The organism is Salinivibrio sp. AR640, assembly GCF_001995405.1.
Taxonomy (GTDB): Bacteria; Pseudomonadota; Gammaproteobacteria; order Enterobacterales; family Vibrionaceae; genus Salinivibrio; species Salinivibrio costicola.
On sequence record NZ_MUFD01000008.1, the window covers coordinates 1 to 22,118 of the forward strand.

Annotated in this window: 18 protein-coding genes; 7 read left to right on the top strand and 11 right to left on the bottom strand. The window is 50.3% G+C overall.

Translation table 11 applies throughout. The annotated features are described in order from the left end of the window. The first annotated feature begins 409 nt into the window (after nucleotides 1-409). The 5 genes from arcA to BZG75_RS06050 all read left to right on the top strand — a co-directional run bounded on the left by arcA (nucleotide 410) and on the right by BZG75_RS06050 (nucleotide 4,800). Nucleotides 410-1,630, top strand: a complete 1,221-nt coding sequence (arcA, locus tag BZG75_RS06030) for an arginine deiminase (RefSeq protein WP_077459920.1) — start codon at nucleotides 410-412, stop codon at nucleotides 1,628-1,630. A gap of 57 nt (nucleotides 1,631-1,687) precedes the next feature. Then, nucleotides 1,688-2,650, top strand: a complete 963-nt coding sequence (gene arcC / locus BZG75_RS06035) for a carbamate kinase (protein WP_077459921.1) — start codon at nucleotides 1,688-1,690, stop codon at nucleotides 2,648-2,650. Between the two features lie 27 nt (nucleotides 2,651-2,677). Beyond that, nucleotides 2,678-3,682: an ornithine carbamoyltransferase gene (gene argF, locus BZG75_RS06040; RefSeq protein ID WP_077459922.1), complete on the top strand. Its 1,005-nt coding sequence runs from the start codon at nucleotides 2,678-2,680 to the stop codon at nucleotides 3,680-3,682. A 170-nt stretch (nucleotides 3,683-3,852) separates the two neighbouring features. Continuing rightward, on the top strand, nucleotides 3,853-4,341 hold the full coding sequence (locus BZG75_RS06045; protein ID WP_077459923.1) for an arginine repressor: 489 nt from the start codon (nucleotides 3,853-3,855) through the stop codon (nucleotides 4,339-4,341). A gap of 66 nt (nucleotides 4,342-4,407) precedes the next feature. Then, nucleotides 4,408-4,800, top strand: coding sequence for a RidA family protein (locus BZG75_RS06050; RefSeq protein WP_077459924.1), 393 nt, complete (start codon nucleotides 4,408-4,410; stop codon nucleotides 4,798-4,800). Between the two features lie 54 nt (nucleotides 4,801-4,854). Here the strand turns inward: BZG75_RS06050 and idi are convergent, their stop codons facing one another. The 8 genes from idi to nudF form a co-directional block, all read right to left on the bottom strand. Further along, nucleotides 4,855-5,421, bottom strand: coding sequence for an isopentenyl-diphosphate Delta-isomerase (gene idi / locus BZG75_RS06055; RefSeq protein WP_077459925.1), 567 nt, complete (start codon nucleotides 5,419-5,421; stop codon nucleotides 4,855-4,857). 14 nt (nucleotides 5,422-5,435) lie between these two features. Next, nucleotides 5,436-6,170: a 1-acylglycerol-3-phosphate O-acyltransferase gene (locus BZG75_RS06060; protein ID WP_077459926.1), complete on the bottom strand. Its 735-nt coding sequence runs from the start codon at nucleotides 6,168-6,170 to the stop codon at nucleotides 5,436-5,438. Between the two features lie 98 nt (nucleotides 6,171-6,268). After that, on the bottom strand, nucleotides 6,269-8,518 hold the full coding sequence (parC, locus tag BZG75_RS06065; RefSeq protein ID WP_077576461.1) for a DNA topoisomerase IV subunit A: 2,250 nt from the start codon (nucleotides 8,516-8,518) through the stop codon (nucleotides 6,269-6,271). Between the two features lie 25 nt (nucleotides 8,519-8,543). After that, entirely contained in the window at nucleotides 8,544-10,436 is a 1,893-nt protein-coding gene (gene parE, locus BZG75_RS06070) for a DNA topoisomerase IV subunit B (RefSeq protein ID WP_077459928.1), read from the bottom strand. Nucleotides 10,437-10,646: 210 nt separating this feature from the next. Beyond that, a complete protein-coding gene (gene yqiA / locus BZG75_RS06075; RefSeq protein ID WP_077576462.1) occupies nucleotides 10,647-11,225 on the bottom strand; it encodes an esterase YqiA in 579 nt (192 codons plus the stop codon). A gap of 5 nt (nucleotides 11,226-11,230) precedes the next feature. Then, nucleotides 11,231-12,055, bottom strand: a complete 825-nt coding sequence (gene cpdA, locus BZG75_RS06080) for a 3',5'-cyclic-AMP phosphodiesterase (protein ID WP_021023398.1) — start codon at nucleotides 12,053-12,055, stop codon at nucleotides 11,231-11,233. A gap of 22 nt (nucleotides 12,056-12,077) precedes the next feature. Further along, nucleotides 12,078-12,524, bottom strand: a complete 447-nt coding sequence (locus tag BZG75_RS06085) for a DUF1249 family protein (RefSeq protein ID WP_021023397.1) — start codon at nucleotides 12,522-12,524, stop codon at nucleotides 12,078-12,080. A gap of 55 nt (nucleotides 12,525-12,579) precedes the next feature. Then, the gene (gene nudF, locus BZG75_RS06090; RefSeq protein WP_077576463.1) at nucleotides 12,580-13,206 is read right to left on the bottom strand and encodes an ADP-ribose diphosphatase; all 627 of its coding nucleotides are present in this window, start codon (nucleotides 13,204-13,206) and stop codon (nucleotides 12,580-12,582) included. Nucleotides 13,207-13,437: 231 nt separating this feature from the next. On the opposite strand from nudF, the gene tolC reads away from it, so the two are divergent. Next, entirely contained in the window at nucleotides 13,438-14,748 is a 1,311-nt protein-coding gene (tolC, locus tag BZG75_RS06095) for an outer membrane channel protein TolC (RefSeq protein ID WP_077576464.1), read from the top strand. Nucleotides 14,749-14,828: 80 nt separating this feature from the next. Here tolC and hldE read toward each other — a convergent pair whose 3' ends face one another. Beyond that, on the bottom strand, nucleotides 14,829-16,256 hold the full coding sequence (hldE, locus tag BZG75_RS06100) for a bifunctional D-glycero-beta-D-manno-heptose-7-phosphate kinase/D-glycero-beta-D-manno-heptose 1-phosphate adenylyltransferase HldE (protein WP_077459932.1): 1,428 nt from the start codon (nucleotides 16,254-16,256) through the stop codon (nucleotides 14,829-14,831). A gap of 197 nt (nucleotides 16,257-16,453) precedes the next feature. Here hldE and lpxL point away from each other — a divergent pair, with 197 nt between their 5' ends. Next, complete coding sequence (lpxL, locus tag BZG75_RS06105; protein WP_077576465.1) at nucleotides 16,454-17,374, top strand: LpxL/LpxP family Kdo(2)-lipid IV(A) lauroyl/palmitoleoyl acyltransferase; 921 nt, start codon at nucleotides 16,454-16,456, stop codon at nucleotides 17,372-17,374. A gap of 22 nt (nucleotides 17,375-17,396) precedes the next feature. Here the strand turns inward: lpxL and glnE are convergent, their stop codons facing one another. Together glnE and BZG75_RS06115 are read right to left on the bottom strand one after the other, a co-directional pair. Next, a complete protein-coding gene (gene glnE / locus BZG75_RS06110; protein WP_077576466.1) occupies nucleotides 17,397-20,255 on the bottom strand; it encodes a bifunctional [glutamate--ammonia ligase]-adenylyl-L-tyrosine phosphorylase/[glutamate--ammonia-ligase] adenylyltransferase in 2,859 nt (952 codons plus the stop codon). Nucleotides 20,256-20,352: 97 nt separating this feature from the next. Next, complete coding sequence (locus BZG75_RS06115) at nucleotides 20,353-21,954, bottom strand: methyl-accepting chemotaxis protein (protein WP_077576467.1); 1,602 nt, start codon at nucleotides 21,952-21,954, stop codon at nucleotides 20,353-20,355. Nucleotides 21,955-22,118 lie beyond the last annotated feature (164 nt).

Sequence of the window (22,118 nt, forward strand, 5' to 3'; positions counted from 1 at the left end):
GTATAATAATGATCACCGTCACAATTCAAACCAAAAAATCGCCTGTACTTGTTAAATTAAAAAAAATCAAAAGATAGTCATTCATTAATGACGCATAAGCTTTAATACACGCAAAATAAAATAGGCATAAAACAAACACAAAGTCCGCGCAAACTCTGAAGATAAAAAAATAAAAACGCTAAGCAATCATTAAAAGTGATTAATTATTAAAGACCACGTAAATCATCTGCCATAAATACCATTAACACAGGGTAAAAACCGCTCTCTAGGATGTATTGAGTCAATGTGATCTAACTTCCAGTTCCATTATCACGCCGCGTTAGAATGAATTTGTACCCAATAATAAATCTGCACTTTTTATTTATCCCTTCCGATGAAAAGCCAAGCAGAGATATACGGAGAAAGAAAGATGAACAACTTCTATGTCGGCTCAGAAATTGGTCAATTACGTACAGTGATGTTACACCGTCCTGAGCGTGCTTTGACACACCTCACTCCCTCTAACTGTCACGACCTGCTTTTCGATGATGTACTTTCCGTTGAACGCGCAGGTGAAGAGCATGACAAGTTCGCACAAACGCTTCGAGACCAGGGTGTGGAAGTCTTATTGTTGCAAAACCTGCTGGCTGAAACGCTGGATGTCCCTGAAGCCAAAGCTTGGCTGATGAACCTAAAAATATCTGACTATACCTTTGGTCCGTCGTTTGCGAACGATATCCGCTGCTACTTAAATGATCTTCCTCATCATGAGTTAGCGTCGATGTTCTTAGGCGGGCTCGCCTACTCTGAGCTTCCGCTGGCGACAACATCGATGTTGCAAGCGATGCATTCCCCTTCAGACTTTATTATCGACCCACTGCCTAATCACTTATTTACGCGAGATACCTCGTGCTGGTTATACGGCGGCGTATCGATTAACCCAATGGCTAAACCGGCGCGGAAGCGTGAAACGAACCACTTGCGTGCCATCTACAAATGGCACCCACGTTTCGCCAATGGCGACTTTATTACCTACTTTGGTGGCGAGAACATTGATTATGATAATGCCACTATAGAAGGCGGCGATGTCACTGTCTTGGGTAAAGGCGTGGTCCTCATTGGGATGTCTGAACGCACCACGCCGCAAGGGGTAGAAAACCTCGCATCCAGTTTGTTCAAACACGGACAAGCCAAGCAAGTGATTGCGATGGAACTCCCTAAACACCGCTCATGCATGCACCTTGATACCGTGATGACCCATATGCGCGAAGATACCTTCTCGGTATACCCAGAAGTGATTCGCAAAGACATCAAGTGCTGGAGCCTCACCGGTGATCGCACTGGCAAACTCAATGTTCGCGAAGAGGATTACTTCCTAACCGCGATTGAAAAAGGACTTGATGTCGGCCCACTGAATCTGATTACCACAGGTGGTGACAGCTTTGAAGCCGAGCGTGAGCAATGGAATGATGCCAACAACGTACTCACCGTTCGTCCTGGTGTCGTGGTGGGCTATGAACGGAATACCTATACCAACGAAAAATATGATAAAGCGGGTATCACTGTCTTGTCGATTCCCGGTGACGAATTGGGCCGCGGCCGGGGCGGCGCGCGCTGCATGAGCTGCCCTATCCATCGTGATGGTATTTAAAACGCATTGGGCTGAGCCTGCTTGCGCTCAGCCCCAACGACTGTAGAGAGTATGATTATGAATAAACCCACTGTCGTGGTTGCATTAGGTGGCAACGCCCTCCTGCGTCGAGGCGAGCCTTTAGAAGCCGACGTTCAACGTGCCAATATCGCCAAAGCGGCAAAAACCATCGCGGCGATTGGTGAGCAATACAATGTAGTGCTTGTCCACGGTAATGGCCCCCAAGTTGGCTTACTGGCCCTGCAGGGGCTCGAATACAAATCTGTGACCCCTTATCCGTTGGATGTGCTCGGCTCTGAAACCCAAGGCATGATTGGCTACATGCTGATGCAAGAGCTACATAACTTAGCACCGGATCAACATGTGTCTTGTATGCTCACGCAAATGACGGTTGATCCCAAGGACCCGGCATTTGCCAATCCGACCAAACCGATTGGCCCCGTGTATGACCAACAAGAAGCGAATCAGCTTGCTGACAAATATGGCTGGGATATCAAACCGGATGGCCAATATTTCCGTCGGGTGGTACCTAGCCCGCAACCCACTGGCATTATTGAGGATGATGCCATTGCCAGCTTGATCAAACAGGGGCATTTAGTGATTTGTACCGGTGGTGGCGGTATCCCAGTCATTAAAGAAGGTGATCAACTCAAAGGCATTGAAGCGGTGATTGATAAAGACATGTCAGCCGCATTCTTAGCCCGCCAAATCAATGCCGACGCTCTGCTGATTTTGACCGATGCCGAGGCGGTCTATCTCGACTATGGTCAACCCAATCAACGGGCCATCGCCGAGACAACGCCCGAGGATCTAAGCCAATACACCTTCGATGCAGGCTCAATGGGGCCTAAAATTGATGCCTCGTGCGAATTTGTGCGCCAAGGTGGAAAACTGGTTGGCATTGGCGCTTTAGAAGATGGTTTAGCGATTCTAGCCGGTCAGGCGGGCACGCGTATTCGTCCACATTCAGTGAATAAAAACAATATTTCTCACGGCCAACCTGCTCCTGCACAAGCCTGAGACCAATAACGAAGAGGATTTCCCATTATGGCTTTTAACCTACGCAACCGTAACTTTCTGAAACTACTGGACTTCACGCCCCGTGAGATCCAACACTTTATCGATATGGCTATTGAACTCAAAAAAGCCAAATACAACGGTTATGAAACGCCGCGTCTAAAAGGTAAGAACATTGCTCTGATCTTCGAAAAAGCCTCAACACGAACCCGCTGTGCCTTTGAAACCGCTGCGTTCGACCAAGGCGGCCAAGTCAGCTACATCGGCCCAACCGGCTCTCAAATTGGTCATAAAGAGTCGATGAAAGACACCGCTCGCGTACTCGGCCGCATGTATGACGGTATTGAATACCGTGGCTTTGGACAAGACATTGTCGAAGAGCTCGGTGAGTTTGCCGGGGTACCTGTATGGAATGGCCTGACCACCGAGTTTCACCCTACACAAATCTTAGCCGATTTAATGACCATGCTCGAACATGGCCGTGGTAAGCAGCTTCATGAAATGCGCTTTGCTTATCTCGGCGATGCTCGCAACAACATGGGAAACTCCCTGATGGTCGGTGCAGCGAAAATGGGGATGGATATTCGCTTGGTAGCACCAAAAGCATTCTGGCCGGAAGACGCATTGGTGACACAATGCCGTGAAATTGCAGAGCAAACCGGCGCGCGCATTACGCTCACCGAAGACGTACAAGAAGGCGTTAAAGATTGTGATTTCTTGTATACCGACGTCTGGGTTTCCATGGGCGAATCTAAAGAGGCTTGGGACGAACGCGTCGCGATGATGAAACCCTATCAAGTCAATATGGATGTAGTGAAAGCAACCGGTAATCCACATGTAAAATTCATGCATTGCTTGCCCGCATTCCATAATAACGAAACCACCGTCGGCGCCGAAATAGAACAAAAATACGGCCTAAAAGGACTAGAAGTCACCGAAGATGTGTTTGAGTCAGACTGCTCTATCGTTTTTGACGAAGCAGAAAATCGCTTACACACCATCAAAGCGGTGATGGTCGCCACCCTCGGCGATTAATCCCCTAACAGGGCGTCACACGGCGCCCTGCTTCTCCTCTTGATACCACGCAGTGACACGCATCAAGGTTTCCCTTTACCGCAACTGATAGCATATGCGATTGAATCGCTAATCATCAGTTTTATCTACTGATATTAAAGTAAAGTGCCGTTAATTATAAGGGGTTGCCCGTGGTTGATGATGCAATTCTATCGGTAACAGCCGCCACACCAGAGGAAGATATCCTTTCAACGTGCCGGCATCTACTCCAAACCCAAAGCTTTACTACCCAAGATGCTGTGCGTCAGCAACTGGTGGATCTTGGCTATCTTGATGTCAGCCAATCGACTGTCTCTCGGTTATTATCCAAGCTGGGGGTCGCCAAAGTACCCAATGCGCATGGACAAAAAGTCTATACGCTGAGTGGCGAGATGGAGCCTGTCTATGCGATCTCTTCGGTTGGATCACAAATTGACGCGATCACCTGTAGCCACGCCATGGTGGTGGTAAAAACACATCCAGGCGGTGCCCAACTGATTGCACGCTTAATCGATCTTCACCGGCACCCCTTAATTTTAGGCACGGTAGGCGGCAACGACACCATTTTGGTCGCCCCTCGCCGCTTAAGCGATCTCAGTGCCTGCGAGCAAGTGGTCCGTGATCGCCTTGCCCCCGTGTAAACGGCTTTACCTGGCTGGATAACCGTTGCAGACTATAGGTGTTGCGTTTTAACAAAGGAATAGACAATGATCCAAGTACTGCAAACTGAACAAGCGCCAGAAGCGATCGGTCCTTATTCACAAGGGGTTGATCTTGGCAATATGATCCTTACTTCTGGCCAAATCCCGGTTAACCCGGTAACTGGACAGATTTCACCAGAAATTACGGCGCAAGCACGCCAGTCGCTGGATAATGTTAAAGCGGTTGTCGAAGCGGCAGGACTGAAAGTGAACGATATTGCTAAGCTCACTGTGTTTGTGAAAAACATGGAAGACTTTGCCGATATCAACAAAGTGTATGGTGCATTCTTTGACGAGCACGGGGTAGAAAACTATCCAGCACGTTCGTGTGTTGAAGTGGCACGCCTGCCCAAAGATGTTGATATTGAAATTGAAGCCATCGCAGTACGTAGCGCTTAAAGAAGAAAAGCGGCGTCGACGACGCCGCTTAATTGTCACGCAGCCAATCTCGGTTTATATCTGCGAGGCGGTTGGCAACTCAACCATCGCATGAACCCGGGTCAGTACCTGCTCAAACCATGCGGTAAATCGCTCAGGGCTCTCTGCGACTGCCTGCCTAACCTCACTTTCCGGCCACCAGCGACAATCTTCTACCTCATCTGGGTTTAAGATCATATCGACGCGATTCACCTCACAGGCAATGACTTGATCCAACTCGTGTTCAATCAACCCATTGCCCAGTTCTGCGCGATATTCAAACCAAGGTCCCATCATAAAGTTGAGCGGACGCGCAATACCTAACTCTTCATATAGACGCCGCTTTGCCGCTGCGGCAATCGGTTCATCCTGTTTGGGGTGTGAACAACAGGTGTTAGTCCACAACCCGCCACTGTGATATTTATCTGCCGCCCGACGTTGGAGTAGATACTCACGCTCCCCATTGGCGTTGCATCGAAATAACATAACGGAGAAGGCCATATGCAGCCATCCTTGCTGATGCGCCTCCAACTTTTCAGCGATCCCTTGTGGTTCACCATTAGGTGAGACCAACACAACATGGTGGCGCTGGGTTGAAGTCATAGCTGAATCCTCAATTAGCGGTCGCGTTGATTACGTTCCGCAACTTCTGCATCAAGCTGTTCTAACTTGCTTTTCATCACCTGGTGGCAGTGTTTAGCAAGCGCACGAACATTGTTTTTATCGTAGCCCTCAGATGAAATCGGTGCCATCACTTCAACAATCACATGACCATTGTTCCAACGATTGGCTTTTAAATGATGCGTTGAGCTGCATACGATCGGGATCAAAGGCACGTTGGCACCGATTGCGGCGTGAAACGCGCCGGTTTTAAAAGGCAATAACCCACGCCCGCGAGAACGTGTCCCCTCTGGGAATAACCATACGCTCAGTTGCTTGGCACGGATCTTTTCCGTCACCTGCGCAATGGTCCCCATCGCTTTACTGCGGTTCGCTCGATCAATCAATACGTTGCCGGTTAGCCAATAAAGCTGGCCAAAAATCGGTACCCACAAGAGGCTTTTTTTACCAACGGTGACCGCGCCAGGCATTAATGCATTGGATAAGGTCACCATATCCCAGTTACTTTGGTGGTTGGCAATACAAACACTGGCACCGGGCTCGCGCGGTGCGCCTTCGGCAAATCGCAGTTCCAAGCGAATCCCAAATAAACGAGAGAGGCGCCCAAACCATTTACTGATATGATAGCAATTACGGGGGTTACGGGGGCTTAATAAGCAGTAAAGCCCGCCAAAGACAAACAGCAACACAGCGGCAATTAATAATGCCAGCAGTCGCACGACAAAAATCATTTCTCTCTCCAAAGAGCCAGCGTAGAAGGCGAGTCAGTATACGGATTCAGCACAAAAATGCACCCACGCCGCCCTTGATCACAAGGGCGGACGTTGTGTTATTCATCAGTGAGAATATCTATCTCATCGACGCGCTGAAGGCCTCGAGGCAGCATACTCCCTCGACGACCACGCTCGCCACGATAATGAGCCAAATCGTCTGGCTTTAACGTTAATTTCCGTTTACCTGCGTGCAGAGTAATCCCTACATCGGCGGGCACGACATAGAGCTGACTTAACACTTCTTCACGCGATTTCGCGCGTGCGCCAGGGATATTAATGATTTTATTGCCTTTGCCTTTGCTCAACTGGGGAAGTTCATGCACAGGAAAGACCAGCATTCGCCCTTCATTAGAAATAGCCACAATCAAATCCGTTTCTAGCTGGCTGATTTGACGAGGCGACATCACCTCAGCATGCGCGGGCACCGTTAGCAAGGCTTTGCCGCTACGGTTTTTTGACAGCATATCGGCTTGTTTACACACAAAGCCATAGCCCGCATCGGAAGCCATCAGCATAAACTGGTTTTCATCTGCCATGAGTACATGACGAATCGATGATCCTGGCGTGATATTAATTCGACCCGTAATCGGCTCGCCTTGGCTTCGTGCTGACGGCAAGGTATGCGATTCGATCGCATAACTGCGCCCATCTGATCCCAAGAACACCGCAGGTTGATTACTCTTACCCGGTGCGGCATCGAGGAATTGATCCCCGGCTTTGTAATTTAGGCTGCTGGCATCAACATCATGGCCTTTGGCATGACGAATCCAACCTTTGTCAGATAACACCACAGTGATGGGCTCACTGGGGACTAAATCACGTTCCGTTAACGCTTTGGCCTCGGCACGCTCGATCAAAGGAGAACGGCGGTCGTCACCATATTTTTCTGCATCCGCCAGGATTTCTTTTTTGATCAAGGTGTTTAACCGACGATCTGACCCCAGCAATGTTTCGAGTTTGTCGCGCTCTTTGCTGAGCTCATCTTGCTCACCGCGAATTTTAATCTCTTCCAACTTGGCCAACTGGCGCAACTTGATCTCAAGAATGGCTTCGGCCTGTTTCTCGCTCAAACCGAAGCGCTGAATCAACTCCGCCTTTGGCTCATCTTCACTGCGGATGATCTCAATCACCTCGTCAATATTGAGGTAAGCGGCGAGTAAGCCCTCCAAAATATGCAGGCGAGCGAGCACTTTTTCTAAGCGATGCTCAAGGCGACGTCTTACGGTTTGGCGTCGGAAGGTTAACCATTCAGACAAAATGCCGTGTAAGCCTTTAACCTGCGGCCGACCGTCCAGACCAATCATATTGAGGTTTACGCGATAGCTTTTCTCTAAATCGGTCGATGCGAATAAGTGATCCATCAGCTGATCACAGTCAACACGATTCGAGCGCGGAACGATGACAATACGCGTTGGATTTTCATGATCCGACTCATCGCGTAAATCATCCACCATCGGCAGCTTTTTCGCTCGCATCTGATTGGCAATTTGCTCTAATAATTTGGCACCAGAGACTTGATGCGGCAACGCTGTGATCACAATTTCATTGCTTTCTTTATGCCACAAGGCGCGCATCTTGATGGATCCGCGTCCGCTGGTATAGAGCTTTTTCAAATCTGATTTTGGCGTGATCACTTCAGCTTCGGTCGGATAGTCAGGGCCTTGAACATACTCAAGCACGCCGTCTAAATCGATACTGGGCTTATCAATCATCGCCGCCAGCGCATTGGCGAGTTCCCGGGCATTGTGTGGGGGAATGTCGGTGGCCATACCCACTGCAATCCCAGTAATACCGTTTAATAAAATATGCGGTAAACGTGCCGGTAAGGTCTTCGGCTCTTTCATGGTGCCATCAAAATTGGGGCCCCATTCGACCGTGCCCTGGCCAAGCTCTTGCAGCAACACTTCTGAAAAGCGCGAAAGACGTGATTCGGTATACCGCATCGCAGCAAAGGATTTAGGATCGTCCGGTGCGCCCCAGTTCCCTTGCCCATCAACCAGTGGGTAGCGATAAGAAAACGGCTGCGCCATCAACACCATGGCTTCATAGCAAGCCGCATCCCCGTGGGGGTGGTATTTACCCAACACATCGCCAACGGTTCGGGCCGATTTTTTGTACTTTGCGGAGGCGGAAAGCCCCAACTCGGACATCGCGTAAATAATCCGGCGCTGCACTGGCTTTAAGCCATCGCCGATAAACGGCAGTGCGCGATCCATGATGACGTACATCGAGTAATTGAGGTAAGCATCCTCAGTGAACTGGCGAAGGGCAAGCTGCTCTACGCCATCATAAGTCACCTCTGTCATGCGAATAAGATCCCGTTATAGTTATTTAAATATCGATAAGTTCGGCCATGTCGCCTTTTTGCTGCAGCCAATGGCGGCGATCTTCCGCTCGCTTTTTCCCCAGCAACATATCCATTAGCTGTTGCGTTTGCTCTTCGTCATCGATAGTGAGCTGTACCAAGCGCCGAGTATTGGGGTCCATGGTGGTCTCACGCAGTTGTAAGGGATTCATTTCCCCTAGCCCTTTGAAACGTTGCACATTGACCTTGCCGCGCTTATTACTTAAACGCTCCAAGATCCCGGCCTTTTCATCCTCGTCCAAGGCATAAAAGACCTCTTTTCCACAATCAATCCGGTACAAAGGCGGCATCGCGACATAAACGTGGCCACCTCCGACCAACGCATGAAAGTGTTGCATAAATAATGCGCATAGAAGGGTCGCAATATGCAGGCCATCTGAGTCCGCATCGGCCAAGATACAAATTTTATCGTAACGCAGGTGAGATAAATCGCTCGAGTCCGGATCGATCCCCAGCGCGACTGAAATATCGTGTACTTCTTGCGAGGCGAGTACTTGGTCCGCTGAGACTTCCCAGGTATTCAGGATTTTTCCTCGAAGCGGCATCACCGCTTGGAATTCTCGATCGCGCGCTTGTTTGGCCGACCCACCTGCAGAATCCCCTTCGACCAAAAAGAGCTCAGTACGACTGGAGTCTTGCATAGCACAATCCGTTAACTTGCCAGGTAATGCAGGGCCAGACGCCACTTTTTTACGCACCACTTTCTTGGCGGCACGCATCCGTCGATGGGCGCTGGCGATACAGACTTCTGCCAAGCGCTCAGCCAAATGAGGACGCTCATTAAGCCAAAGGCTGAACGCATCTTTTACCACGCCAGAGACAAACGCCGCACATTGGCGCGATGACAAGCGCTCTTTGGTTTGTCCGGCAAATTGCGGGTCTTGAATTTTAACCGAGAGCACGTAGGCACAACGCTCCCAAATATCGTCCGCGGTCAACTTGACCCCGCGAGGCAATAGGTTGCGAAATTCACAAAACTCCCGCATTGCTTCCAACATACCTTGGCGTAAGCCATTAACGTGGGTACCGCCCTGTGGGGTTGGAATTAAATTCACATAACTTTCGGTGGTTAACTCTCCCCCATCTGGGAGCCAAATCACCGCCCAATCAGCGGCTTCACTTTGGCCACTAAATTCACCGATAAAAGGTGTCTCGGGCAGTACCTCATAACCTTTCACACTGTGTGCTAAGTAGTCTTTGAGCCCGTCTTCATAGCACCAAGTAATGGTTTCATTGGTGTTTTTATCCGTCAGGTTCACCGTCAAGCCCGGACACAATACAGCCTTGGCTTTTAAAATGGTTTTCAAGCGCGTAAGCGAGAACTTGTCCGAATCAAAAAATTGGCTATCGGGCCAAAAATGAACGCGGGTACCTCGATTACGGCGTCCACATGTTCCGGTGACAGTCAAGTCTTGTACTTTATCGCCATTTTCGAACGCGATGTCATACACCTGACCGTCGCGTTTAACGCTGATCTCGACCCGATGAGACAAAGCGTTAACAACCGAAATACCCACCCCATGCAGGCCGCCACTAAACTGGTAGCTTTTATTGGAAAACTTACCGCCAGCATGAAGTTTACATAAAATCAGTTCGACCCCAGAGACGCCCTCTTCTGGGTGGATATCAACCGGCATCCCTCGCCCATCATCAATCACCTCTAATGACTGATCTGCATGAAGAATGACATCAATTTTACTGGCGTGACCGGCTAGCGCTTCATCGACACTATTATCGATCACTTCTTGCCCCAAATGGTTGGGACGGCTGGTATCGGTGTACATACCCGGACGTCGGCGCACTGGCTCGAGCCCATTGAGGACTTCTATCGATCCTGCGTTATAGTTTTGTTCTGTCATAATCGATTAGCTTAATAAATGTGATGACATGGTCAGCAAGGGGGATCCGCTTGTCAAGCGCGACCCCAGATTGCCACGAGTTTCTGTGAACTGCCATCCGAGTCATAGTTGGCTTAAGTATCCGCTTAGCAGAGCGCTTTGGCAGATAAACATGGGTGGACAAGGCATTGGTCAGAGCATGAGTGGACAAGCATTGGCGTGGTAAGCAGATTAGACGCCGAGAAATTGCAATATCTCCTCGCAATAGCGCTCAAAGCCAATAAAACTATGATCGCCATGAGGCTCAACGGTCTGTTTGCTCGCGTTAAATTTCTCCACCGCCTGACGGTAATCTAATACTTCATCACCCATTTGTTGTAATAACCAAAAGCGAGAAGGCTCAGACAGCGTGGGCACATCAAGCTCACGCAGGGCGAGAATATCAGCGGCATCCAAGTGGTAATGTTCTTGGGTATAAGGGTTAACCTGCTCGCCAATATAGTCTTGCAATAGCTCATAAGGGCGAACCGCAGGGTTCACCAGTACAGCAGGCAATTGATAACGTTCACTCAACCAAGTGGCGAGGAATCCCCCTAATGAGCTTCCGACCAATCCAAGTTGATGCGTTTCCCTATAGGCCTCTACCCGTTCAGAAAGTAAATCGATAGTCGGCGCGGGATGGCTAGGGAGTTGCGGGACCAATACATCAATATCAGGCCGGTAACGATGACAAAACTCACGCATTTGCGTGGCTTTTAATGAGTGTGGCGAGCTATTAAAGCCATGTAAGTAAAGTAACGCAGATGCCATGTTGATTAATACCCGCTCGAGTCAAAGTCAGGACGGAAGTAACGTCCGGTGACACGTTCAACCTGCGTGTCAATGTGTCCGTCAGGATAAAGCGTCAGCCAGCGCCAACCCGGGTTTTGGTTATCGAGGGCAAAATCATGCGAATCGGGCATAAACTGGATACAGGTTGAAGGCGCTGCCATCACACGCGCGCCTTGATGACGAATATCTAACGCCTGATGAATATGGCCACACACCACCACTTTCGCTTGAGGATGGCGAGCCATAATCTGCCAAAACGCCTCTCGATTGACCAGTTTATGCTGATCAAGCCAAGTGCTTCCTGCCTCCAAAGGATGGTGATGCAATAGCACGAGCGCGTGTCGCTCTGGATAAGCACTTAAATCCGCATCTAAGCGTTTGAGTTGATCGTGAGATAATTCACCGTGCGGCACACCCGCGACCTGGCTGTCGAGCAAGATCATTTGCCAGTGCTCCCCTAATAAGACCTGCGAACGGGCCATCAAGGTGTTCGAGTGCAGCACCGCGCGCATTTCAGGCTGAAAGTCATGGTTGCCTGGCAGCCAAAAGCAAGGCTGCTTCCAGCGCTGAATCCCGTCGACAAAACGACGATATGACAATGCAGAGTGATCTTGCGATAAATCGCCCGTGGCAATAATGGCATCAAAAGGCTTAGATGTCGCACTGATTGCCTCTAACACGGCGTGATAGCTTTGAAGTGTGTTGATACCCAGCAAACTGCCCTGCTCATCGGCGAACAGGTGCGTGTCGGTAATTTGCAAGAGACGAATGCAATCACCGTGGGCGTTATCTATCTGACAAGGCTGCAACGTTGAAAGTACCTTTGCTGGTTTAGTTTAACGATGATTTATACATAGGATTAGACGCACTAATGCCACGACGCAAACAATGACCGAGCCAATCCGATAAAAATGCATTCACTTGATGCTTTTCATCGCGCTGATGCATGCGCGGATTTGGGTAATCATAACGTGGTTTCAAGCGCGAAATCTGCTGCGTGGTACACACTTCCGCCACACGTGCATCGTGATACAAGCGTACAGTCAGGTTAGCATGTAAATACGAAGGTGCATCTCCTGGACTAAGCTGCGCGATATCAAGCAAGGTGGTATAACGCGTCGACTCGCGGACCACCAGCGCATATTCCTGACCATGAATATCGTATCGGCAGACGCGACCTACCTCATCCGGCTGTGGCATCAGACGAACAAGCTTAGCGTAATTGGTTTCATAAAGGCGCATCATCGCCGATAAGTCGACACGATAATTAGTTTTCACGGGTACCTACTTGTTATTCGAGCCTGCGCAATGCGTACACGATCGGTTATCGGTTTTAACGATTATAACTCTGACGCAATCTCGCCGCATTGAGTTCCAACCATTGTAAAGCAATGATCGAGGCTGCATTCTCAATTTCACCATCGACCACTTTTTGATACGCCTGCTCACGAGAAAAACGATGAACAAGAATGTCTTCATTCTCAGTGTCTAGGCCATGAATCCCCTCGGCATCACTCGCATCCACAATGGCAACAAATACATCAAGTTGCTCAGAGCACCCACCGGAGCTGGATAAATAACGAGTGACATGTTCCATTTGCTGCAACAACAATCCAGCTTCTTCTCGCGCTTCACGGTGTGCCACTTGCTCTGGTGATTCATCGCTATCGATCATGCCCGCGACAATTTCTAACTGCCACGGCGTCGCACCTGCTGCCATCGCCCCGACGCGGATTTGCTCAAGCATGACCACCTCATCTCGCCCTGGATCATACGGCAGTACCGCGACGGCGTGTCCACGCTCAAACAGCTCTCGTACCACCGCACCGCTCCAGCCGCCCTCAAATAGACGATGACGAAACTGATAGCGTTGAATAGAAAAGAAGCCTTGATAAAGTGGTGAGATATATTCAATCACGATATCGTCGCGACCAAATTGTCCGGGCGGATGGTCTGACATGCTAGCTCCTTATGATAGGCTGTCGCGGCGCAGTCTTATCACTGGCCCTGATTCACTGCAAACTTTAAACTTAACTTTTTTGATAAAAGTTACAACTATTTTTAAGTCCCATTTATAAATTGGATAGTTTACACTCAATGTCCTCACAAATTGTCAGTTTCACGCAAGCATAATTGCGTTAAGCTAGTAACTGTATATTTATCGAATAGCACAGATTCAGGGATTCTATCTATGAAAAAATTGCTCCCTCTGGCGTTAGGTTTGGCACTCGGCAGCGTAAGCAATGCAGCCTTTGCCGATGATCTCGCCCAAATTTACCAACAAGCGAAGCAAAGCGATCCCACTCTTAATCAAGCGGCCGCTGAACGTGACGCGGCGTTTTCCGCCGTGGATGCTACCCGCGGCACCTTGCTACCACAAATTGCACTTAACGCCAGTTACGCGATCCAACGCAATGACAGCAACAACAACCGTGATATGGACACCACTTCCGCCGATATCAGCCTGAGCCAACAAGTATTTAAGCGTGATAGCTGGGTGAATCTGGATATTAGCGAAATGCAAGCGCGTCAACTGGATGCCGCCTATGCTGCCCAGCAACAAGGGTTGATGCTGCGCGTGGCGCAAGCGTATTTTGATGTCCTACGTGCGATGGACAAGCTTGAGTTTATTCAAGCAGAAAAAGCGGCGGTGGGCCGTCAGCTTGAACAAACCAAGCAACGTTTTGAAGTTGGCTTGTCGGCGATTACCGATGTGCACGACGCTCAAGCGCAGTATGACGCTGTGCTCGCCGATGAGATCTTGGCAGAAAACGCTCTCACCAACAGCTATGAAGGCTTACGTGAGATCACCGGCCAAGCGCCGAGAGACTTACGCGTGCTCGATAAAGCGCGTTTTAGTGCCAGCAACCCGCAACAGCAACCCGCTGCTTTGGTGAAGACCGCAGAAGAGAAAAATCTGCAACTGCTGGCTAACCGCATTGCGCGTGACACCGCCAAAGAGCAGATTAAGCTCGCCAAAACCGGTCATCTGCCTACGTTGACGTTTAGCGCCAAATACGGGATGACGGATGTTGATAACCAACACACGCCAGGCTCTACTGATTCTAACGAGGGGACGGCTGCGCTCAACTTTAGCTTACCACTCTTCACCGGTGGCAGCACCTCGGCCAATGTTGAAAAAGCGCAACATGAATATGTCGCTGCCTCGCAGGGTTTAGAGTCCACTTACCGGAGCACAGTGAAAGATGTGCGTGCGTTCTATAACGACATTAATGCTTCGATTGGCGCCCTGCGTGCTTATGAACAAACGGTGATTTCAGCTCGCTCGGCATTAGAAGCGACAGAAGCCGGCTTTGAAGTGGGCACCCGTACCATTGTCGATGTGTTAGACGCGACACGCCGTTTGTATGACGCCAACCGTAATCTATCAAACGCACGTTACGATTACATTTTAAGTCATTTGCGTTTACACCAAGCGGTCGGCACCTTGACCGAGCAAGACTTACTTGATATCAACCAAGGGCTGGTGAAACAAGATTAATTCACGCTTAAGGCTCGAGAACGCAAAAAGGTGCCGACGGGCACCTTTTTTATTGTTTTCAATTGATAGGGCAAGAGGCGCTATTGACCACGCCGAATCGATTCAATGATCTCAGTCGTTGAGCATCCTTCTTCGAAGTTAAGCACCTTGACCTCACCGCCATTGGCAAGCACCGCTTCAGCTCCGGCTATTTCACTGACCTGATAGTCGCCGCCTTTCACCAATAAATCCGGTAACACCGCACTGATCAGGCGCGCAGGCGTTTCTTCGCCAAAGGGTACCACCCAATCCACAGCGCCAAGCCCCGCCAAGACTGCCATGCGTCGATCGGTGGGATTAACCGGGCGGCCTGGTCCTTTTAAACCTTGTACCGACGCATCAGTATTAACCGCGACAATCAGGCGGTCGCCCAATTTAGCGGCTTCGTTTAAATAGGCAACATGACCGGCGTGCAAAATATCAAAGCAGCCATTGGTCATCACCACTTTCTCACCCCGTCCTTGCGCCACCTTAACCGCGTCGATCAGTTGCGATTCTGTGGTGACCCCAAAGCCGGATTCGTGCGAGCCGTGTATGGCTTCGGTTAACTCAATGGTTGATAGCGTTGAGGTGCCGAGCTTGCCGACCACCACACCGGCAGCGGCATTGGCCAGTGCACATGCGTGTTCGATCGGTTTGCCGGCAGCTAATGAGGCCGCCAGCACCGAAATAACGGTATCGCCAGCGCCGGTGACGTCATAGACCTCTTTGGCCAGCGTCGGCAAGTTAAGTGGGGCAGCATCAGGACGAAGCAGGGTCATACCATGCTCACTACGGGTAACCAACAACGCGCCCAATTCATAGTGTTTAATCAGCGCTAAGCCTTTTTCTTCCAAGCTTTGATCGTCTGTCACCGTGCCAGCCACGGCTTCAAATTCACTCAGGTTTGGCGTCAGCAGACTGGCGCCACGATAGCGCTCAAAGTCCGTCCCTTTGGGATCCACCAAGGTGGTCACGCCGGCTTGATTCGCGGCTTGAATCAATGATTGCACCTGCGCCAATGCACCTTTGGCATAATCCGATAAGATCATCGCCTGCGCCTTGGGTAAGGCGGCTGTCACTTTTGTCAGCATTGGAGTGAGATCCACGCCCGCAAATCCCTCCTCGAAATCGAGCCGGATCAACTGCTGATTACGGCTCATCACCCGTAACTTGGTGATGGTTGGATGCGAGTCCAGCGCCACAAAGTCACAATTGACGTTTAAAGAATCCAGGGTTTGGGTTAACGCATCCGCTTGTTCGTCCTTGCCTGTCAAACCAATTAACTGGGTATGTCCCCCTAAAGCAGCGATGTTCATCGCCACGTTGGCAGCCCCACCAGGGCGCTCTTCCGTTTGATTGATTTTGACCACGGGCACGGGGGCTTCTGGTGATATACGTCCGGTGGGACCATACCAATAGCGGTCAAGCATCACATCACCGACAACCAGAACATTGGCTTGGTTATAATCAGGCAGGCTGAGTTTCATCTGGATCTCCGAATACTGTCGTTACCGAGCGATAGTAGCATAGCCAAAAACCAAATGGGGCGCGTACAGGCGTGCGCTGCGCACAATCTCAACATCCATCGAGCAGACAAGCACAGGACAGCTCCTGCAATTTACTCTACAATGTGGCGCGTGCCTGACGGCCAGTTTCATTTTTGTTTTCACGAGTCATTGACGCTATGAGCGATTTTTCACCGCCAAAATTTCACATTGGATTTCTTCACCCTCGCTATCTTCACACTTGGCTCGGGGTGGGACTCATGTACCTAGCCAGCTGGCTTCCCTATCGCGTTCAGTTTTACGCGGGGCGCGGGCTTGGCCGACTGATGCATACGCTGATGAAAAGGCGTGTGAAGATCGCCGATCGTAATCTGGCGTTGTGTTTCCCTGAAATGAGTCCTGCCTCGCGTCAGGCGATGGTGAAAGAGAACTTTGCCAACTCTGGCTTGGCCCTTTTTGAAACCTGTATGGCATGGTTTTGGCCTTCTTGGCGCATCAAAAAACATGTGGTCTATGAAGGCCTAGACCAACTTAAAAACCTAGAAAGTCAGGCGCAAGGTGTGCTCTTAATCGCTGTACACTCGATGAACTTAGAGCTGGGGGCACGTGCCTTAGGTGAGGTCACTCCTGGCGTGGGTGTGTACCGCCCTAACAATAATCCTGTTTATGATTGGTTCCAGCACCGCGGCCGGACGCGACACAATGGCGCCATCGACAGGAAAGACGTTAAAACCATGATTCATCATCTCAAACAAGGCGATAGGATGTGGTATGCACCGGATCATGACTATGGGCGACGCCGTTCTACCTTTGCGCCATTATTCGCCGTTGAGAAAGCCTGTACGACCACAGGGACGAGCTTACTCGCGCAAGCCGGTCACGCTGCTGTGGTACCGTTTTCGATTGTGAGAGATCGACGCGGTGGTCAGTACCGGATAACCATCCATTCTCCGCTGCAGGATTTTCCCAAGGACGCCGATGCGGCTGCCGTTGTCACCAATCGCGCGGTTGAGCAGTTAATCCTACAAGCGCCGGAGCAATATATGTGGTTACACCGACGCTTTAAAACACGCCCTGAGGGCGAGCCATCGCTTTATTGAGCATCGCACGCGGATCGCTGATTTACGACGCCTTTTCTGTCGCTAACCATTGTTGCCAAGCTTGCATCACGGCATCGCGTTCGTCGAGGAATGCACTGGCTTCGACCTTGCCACTCTCTCCCGCCAAGTGGCTACGATGCAATGCATTGCGCATGCGGGTATACGCCGATTTCAGGCGCTCCGCTTGTGCCATCGTCATCACGCCAAGCTCGCCTGCTTGCTCAAAAATGCGTGCGTTATCACTGTAACGCGTCAAGGCGGGCTGCTGCTCGCTATGTTGTAACACCAGGTATTGAGCCAAAAACTCAATGTCAGTGATCCCGCCGCTATCTTGCTTGATCGAAAAGACAGTATGATCGCGCGTCGCTTTGTGTTGGCGCATTTTCTCACGCATGCCAGTGACTTGCTCGCGCAGTATGTTCTGATCGCGCGAGGCCGATAAAATGCGATGCCGCACCTGTGCAAAGCCAGACTCAAGGTCGGGATCGCCGTCGATCATCCGCGCGCGAACTAACGCTTGGTGCTCCCACGTCCAGGCTTCGTTTTGTTGATAATCCGCGTAGGCCTCTAGCGTGCTCACCAGCATCCCTGAGGTACCTGATGGGCGAAGGCGCGTGTCGATTTCATACAAAATCCCAGACGGAGTGCGGGTGGAGAAAAGATGCACAATGCGCTGCGCCAAACGCAGATAAAATTGCCGGCCATCAATCACTTTTCGCCCATCAGTCTCAACATCCGCTGGGCAGTCATGGAGAAAAACCACGTCGAGATCGGAATTGTAACCCAGCTCCCAGCCTCCTAACTTGCCGTAACCAATCACCGCAAAGCCACGTCCCTCTCGCTCGCCTAAGTGTGTCGGTTGGCCATATTTTTCCACCATCTGGTGCCAGGCCTGATTGACCACCGCCTCTACAATCGCCTCGGCCAAGTAAGTCAAATGATCACTGACCCGCATCACCGGTAAGACACCGGCAATATCTGCGGCGGCAATTTTTAATAGTTGCACTTGCTTGAACTGACGTACGGCCTCCATCTGCTGCTCCATGTCCTCAACCGGGATCCGTGCCAGATAATCGCGCAATTCGCTGCGATACGCATCAGGCGCAAGAGGTTGATACAAGTGGGTCAGATCCAACAGCTCGTCGAGCAATAAGGGATAGCGTGCCAGCTTTTCCGCTACCATGGGACTGGCGGTACAAAGCCGAAGGACTTGATCAATCGCCCCCGGATGTTCATCTAATAACTCTAAATACGTTGTCCGAGTGGCAATATTTAATAATAAATGGGTAATGTGCGGCAGAACCTGTTGAGGCTCAGGCAAGGTTAATAATTTACTTAACAACACCGGCATCAGACGATTGACCACCTCACGGCCACGTGGGCCAACGGTCCGTTTCGCCAGCTCCTGCTTAAACGTTAATAATTGCTCAGCAATATTGGCCTCCGGCACATCCAACCCTGTGAGGATCAATTTAGCGTTGTCGACATCGCGCGCCATCGCCCATAGATCGTGATACTCACTATCAACATCCATGTCGTTATCTTGTTCATCTTCGCCAATTAAGCCAGAGAAAACCTGATTGACCGCCTGCATGTGCCGCGCGATCTCCGCGTGTAAACTCGCCCAATCTTTGCTCCCCATGGCGAAGGAGAGACGATCCCGATCAAGCGCGTTATCGGGCAAGGTCTGCGTTTGTTTGTCATCAATGGCCTGCAATAAGTTCTCGACCCGACGCAAATAGCAGTAGGCCGCTTTTAACTGACTGACTTCAGCGGCTGGCAGTAACTCCAGTTCTTCTATCGCATCCAAGGTTTCCAGTAAGCCACGCTGACGCAAGCTGGGCTCTCGCCCCCCACGAATTAATTGGAAAGATTGTGCAATAAATTCAATTTCTCGAATGCCACCCGCACCCAGTTTAATATTGTCCGTCAGTCCACGCCGACGTACTTCTCGTTGAATTAACTGCTTCATCCGCCTTAAAGCTTGTATCGCGCTAAAATCGATATAGCGTCGAAAGACAAAAGGACGCAGCATTTTCCTAAGTGTTTGATAACAATCGTATTGCTCTTTGCCCATCACCCGTGCTTTAACCATGGCGTAACGCTCCCAATCACGCCCTTGTTCTTGGTAGTAATCTTCCAAGGCAGAAAAGCTCATCACCAAAGGCCCACTGTCGCCAAATGGGCGTAATCGCATATCAACGCGATAGCAAAAACCATCGACGGTAGGCTGGTCGAGCGCTTTTATCAGCCTTTGACCCAGTCGCGTAAAGAATTGGGCATTGGCGATACTGCGCCTTGCTCCCTGAGTATCTCCATTTTCGGGATAGGTAAAAATCAAATCGATATCGGAAGAAAAATTGAGCTCACCGCCTCCCAATTTCCCCATCCCGAGGATCAGCATAGGCTGTGGGTCGCCATCTGGGCTCATTGGCGTGCCCCAATCATGGCAACAACGCTGATATAACCAGTGATAAGCACTGAGGATCTGCGCCTCAGCCAAGGCCGATAAATGCTGTAAACTCGCCTCCACAGGCCACTGCTGATGTATATCGCGCCAAGCAATCCACACAAGTTCACGTTGCCGACACAGACGTAATTGACGATGGAATTCATGCTCATCATTCACCGTCTCAAGCGCTGCCGTCAGTTCTGGCTGATAGCAGGCCTCGCGTGATACATCGCGGTGATGTTGATGAAGCCATTGCAACAATCCGTCAGTGTGCGTGAGCGCAGAGGCAATAAAATCGCTGCATACCAATGCCTTTTCCAGCTGGTCGCGGGCGGGTCCTTGCCATTGGTCAAGTGCTTGGGGGGCGAATTCAGCCAATTGTGTCCAATGTTGATTCAGGTTGGCGGAAAGGGAGTCAGACAGCACCATGGGCATTCCTTTTGATAATTCCTTCATTTGACACTAACAAAAACGGCTCACTAATGCAGTGAGCCGTTATCTTTATCGGGACGTGAAGGGACAACGATTACACTTTAAAGGCATCGATCTTATCTTTCAGTGACTGAGCACTCTGCTCGACCATTTCAGCCGTTTCATGCAGCTCGCTCGCCACCGTCACTGAGGCCTGAACCAAGTCTTTAACATTGGTGAGGTTTTGATTCATTTCACCGGCCACCGAGGCTTGTTGCTCTGCCGACGAGGCAATTTGGAAGTTCATATCATTCAGTGATTGGATTTGAGTAACAATTTGCTCTAACTCGCCACCCGCCTGACTCACCGAGTCTACCCCGGCACTCGCCTCCGTCACACTGCGATCCATCAGTCCCACCGCTTTTTGTGCACTTTGCTGCAGTTGGGTGATCATATCTTGAATTTCAACCGTCGCTTCTTGGGTATGTTGTGCCAGCTTACGCACTTCATCCGCCACAACCGCAAAGCCGCGTCCTGTATCCCCCGCCCGGGCAGCTTCAATCGCGGCGTTAAGCGCCAATAGATTGGTTTGCTCTGAGATGCCTTGAATGGTCACCACCACAGTACCAATTTTCTCCACTTGCGCGTCGACCTGACCGACGACTTGTGATGACTCACTAATGTCATTTGACAGCGCATTGATGGTATTAATGGTGGTGCTAACATGCGCTTGGCCACTGCTGGCTTGCTGACTGGAGCTTTCAGTCGCTTTAGCTGCTTCTCGGGTATGCTCTGCGACCGTTTGCACGGTGGCGCTCATTTCACTCATGGCTGACGCCAGTTGATCCATTTCATCGAACTGCTCTTTCGACGATTCTTTGGTTTCCGACATGCTGATGGTCATGATCTCGGCCAGAGACGACAGATCGTCTGACGCTTGTCGCTGCGCTTGAATCACGTCGACCAATTGCCGACGAGACGTTTCCAGCTCGCGCGCAAGATCGCCAAACTCGTCTTGGCTATTCATTTCAATCGGCTCACTCAAATCGCGATTCGCCAACGCACGAATCCTGTCGGTCAGGTAGTTGATTTGGCGCAGCATGATGTTAGATCCACCCAGCAAGATCACCATAAAAGACACAATCATTACCGCAGTCTGCCACGCCACTTTGATGATATAATCTTGGTAATACGCTTGCGCTTCAGATGTGGGCTGCGAGGCCACTAACCACCAGTCGCTGTTGCCTACAGGCACGGCATACCCATGTCGTCCGCCATCATAGACGGTGTAACTGAACGGCTGTGACTGATTGAGAAAAAGCTCAGTAATATCAGCGCCAGAGGTGTCATCCGGCACACGCAATTGATCAAATTGTCGCATGGAGGGGTGCGCCCAAATCTGACGCGTCTCGCCATTGACTAAAAATAAATACGCGCCTTCACTGAACTCATTGTTCATGGTGTCGACCGTCTCTCGCATCAGACGCTCTCCGTCCGGTTGCTCGATTAATGTGCCAGTCATTGCGGCACTGGAACGGGCAAGTTCTTGGGTCTGGCTTAAGGTGAAATCAATGACGGATTGGCGAAATGTATTGGCGTCCCACATCTGCTTACCGACCAAAATAATGGTACTAAATACCATAAGAATCACGAGTTTTGGAATCAAGCGCAGATTGGTAACGGGTTTTTCCCACGCATAGAAGGTATGTTTAGCCATAATCCTGAAAGCTCCATGACCGCTATCAAGCCAACTGAGTGACCCAAAAAAACGGGCGATTATTGATACTAGGTGATGTTATATCGACAAACACCACGCAGGCTGAATCCTTGTTTACCGTATTTGTGAAATTTAACCACAAACATTGCCCATAATGATAACTT

Bases quoted from the DNA above. Each gene is read 5' to 3' on its own strand.
- arcA (WP_077459920.1), top strand. From the start codon at position 410: ATGAACAACTTCTATGTCGGCTCAGAAATTGGTCAATTACGTACAGTG.
- arcC (WP_077459921.1), top strand. From the start codon at position 1,688: ATGAATAAACCCACTGTCGTGGTTGCATTAGGTGGCAACGCCCTCCTG.
- argF (WP_077459922.1), top strand. From the start codon at position 2,678: ATGGCTTTTAACCTACGCAACCGTAACTTTCTGAAACTACTGGACTTC.
- BZG75_RS06050 (WP_077459924.1), top strand. From the start codon at position 4,408: ATGATCCAAGTACTGCAAACTGAACAAGCGCCAGAAGCGATCGGTCCT.
- idi (WP_077459925.1), bottom strand. From the start codon at position 5,421: ATGACTTCAACCCAGCGCCACCATGTTGTGTTGGTCTCACCTAATGGT.
- BZG75_RS06060 (WP_077459926.1), bottom strand. From the start codon at position 6,170: ATGATTTTTGTCGTGCGACTGCTGGCATTATTAATTGCCGCTGTGTTG.
- parC (WP_077576461.1), bottom strand. From the start codon at position 8,518: ATGACAGAGGTGACTTATGATGGCGTAGAGCAGCTTGCCCTTCGCCAG.
- parE (WP_077459928.1), bottom strand. From the start codon at position 10,436: ATGACAGAACAAAACTATAACGCAGGATCGATAGAAGTCCTCAATGGG.
- yqiA (WP_077576462.1), bottom strand. From the start codon at position 11,225: ATGGCATCTGCGTTACTTTACTTACATGGCTTTAATAGCTCGCCACAC.
- nudF (WP_077576463.1), bottom strand. From the start codon at position 13,206: ATGTCAGACCATCCGCCCGGACAATTTGGTCGCGACGATATCGTGATT.
- tolC (WP_077576464.1), top strand. From the start codon at position 13,438: ATGAAAAAATTGCTCCCTCTGGCGTTAGGTTTGGCACTCGGCAGCGTA.
- hldE (WP_077459932.1), bottom strand. From the start codon at position 16,256: ATGAAACTCAGCCTGCCTGATTATAACCAAGCCAATGTTCTGGTTGTC.
- lpxL (WP_077576465.1), top strand. From the start codon at position 16,454: ATGAGCGATTTTTCACCGCCAAAATTTCACATTGGATTTCTTCACCCT.
- glnE (WP_077576466.1), bottom strand. From the start codon at position 20,255: ATGGTGCTGTCTGACTCCCTTTCCGCCAACCTGAATCAACATTGGACA.
- BZG75_RS06115 (WP_077576467.1), bottom strand. From the start codon at position 21,954: ATGGCTAAACATACCTTCTATGCGTGGGAAAAACCCGTTACCAATCTG.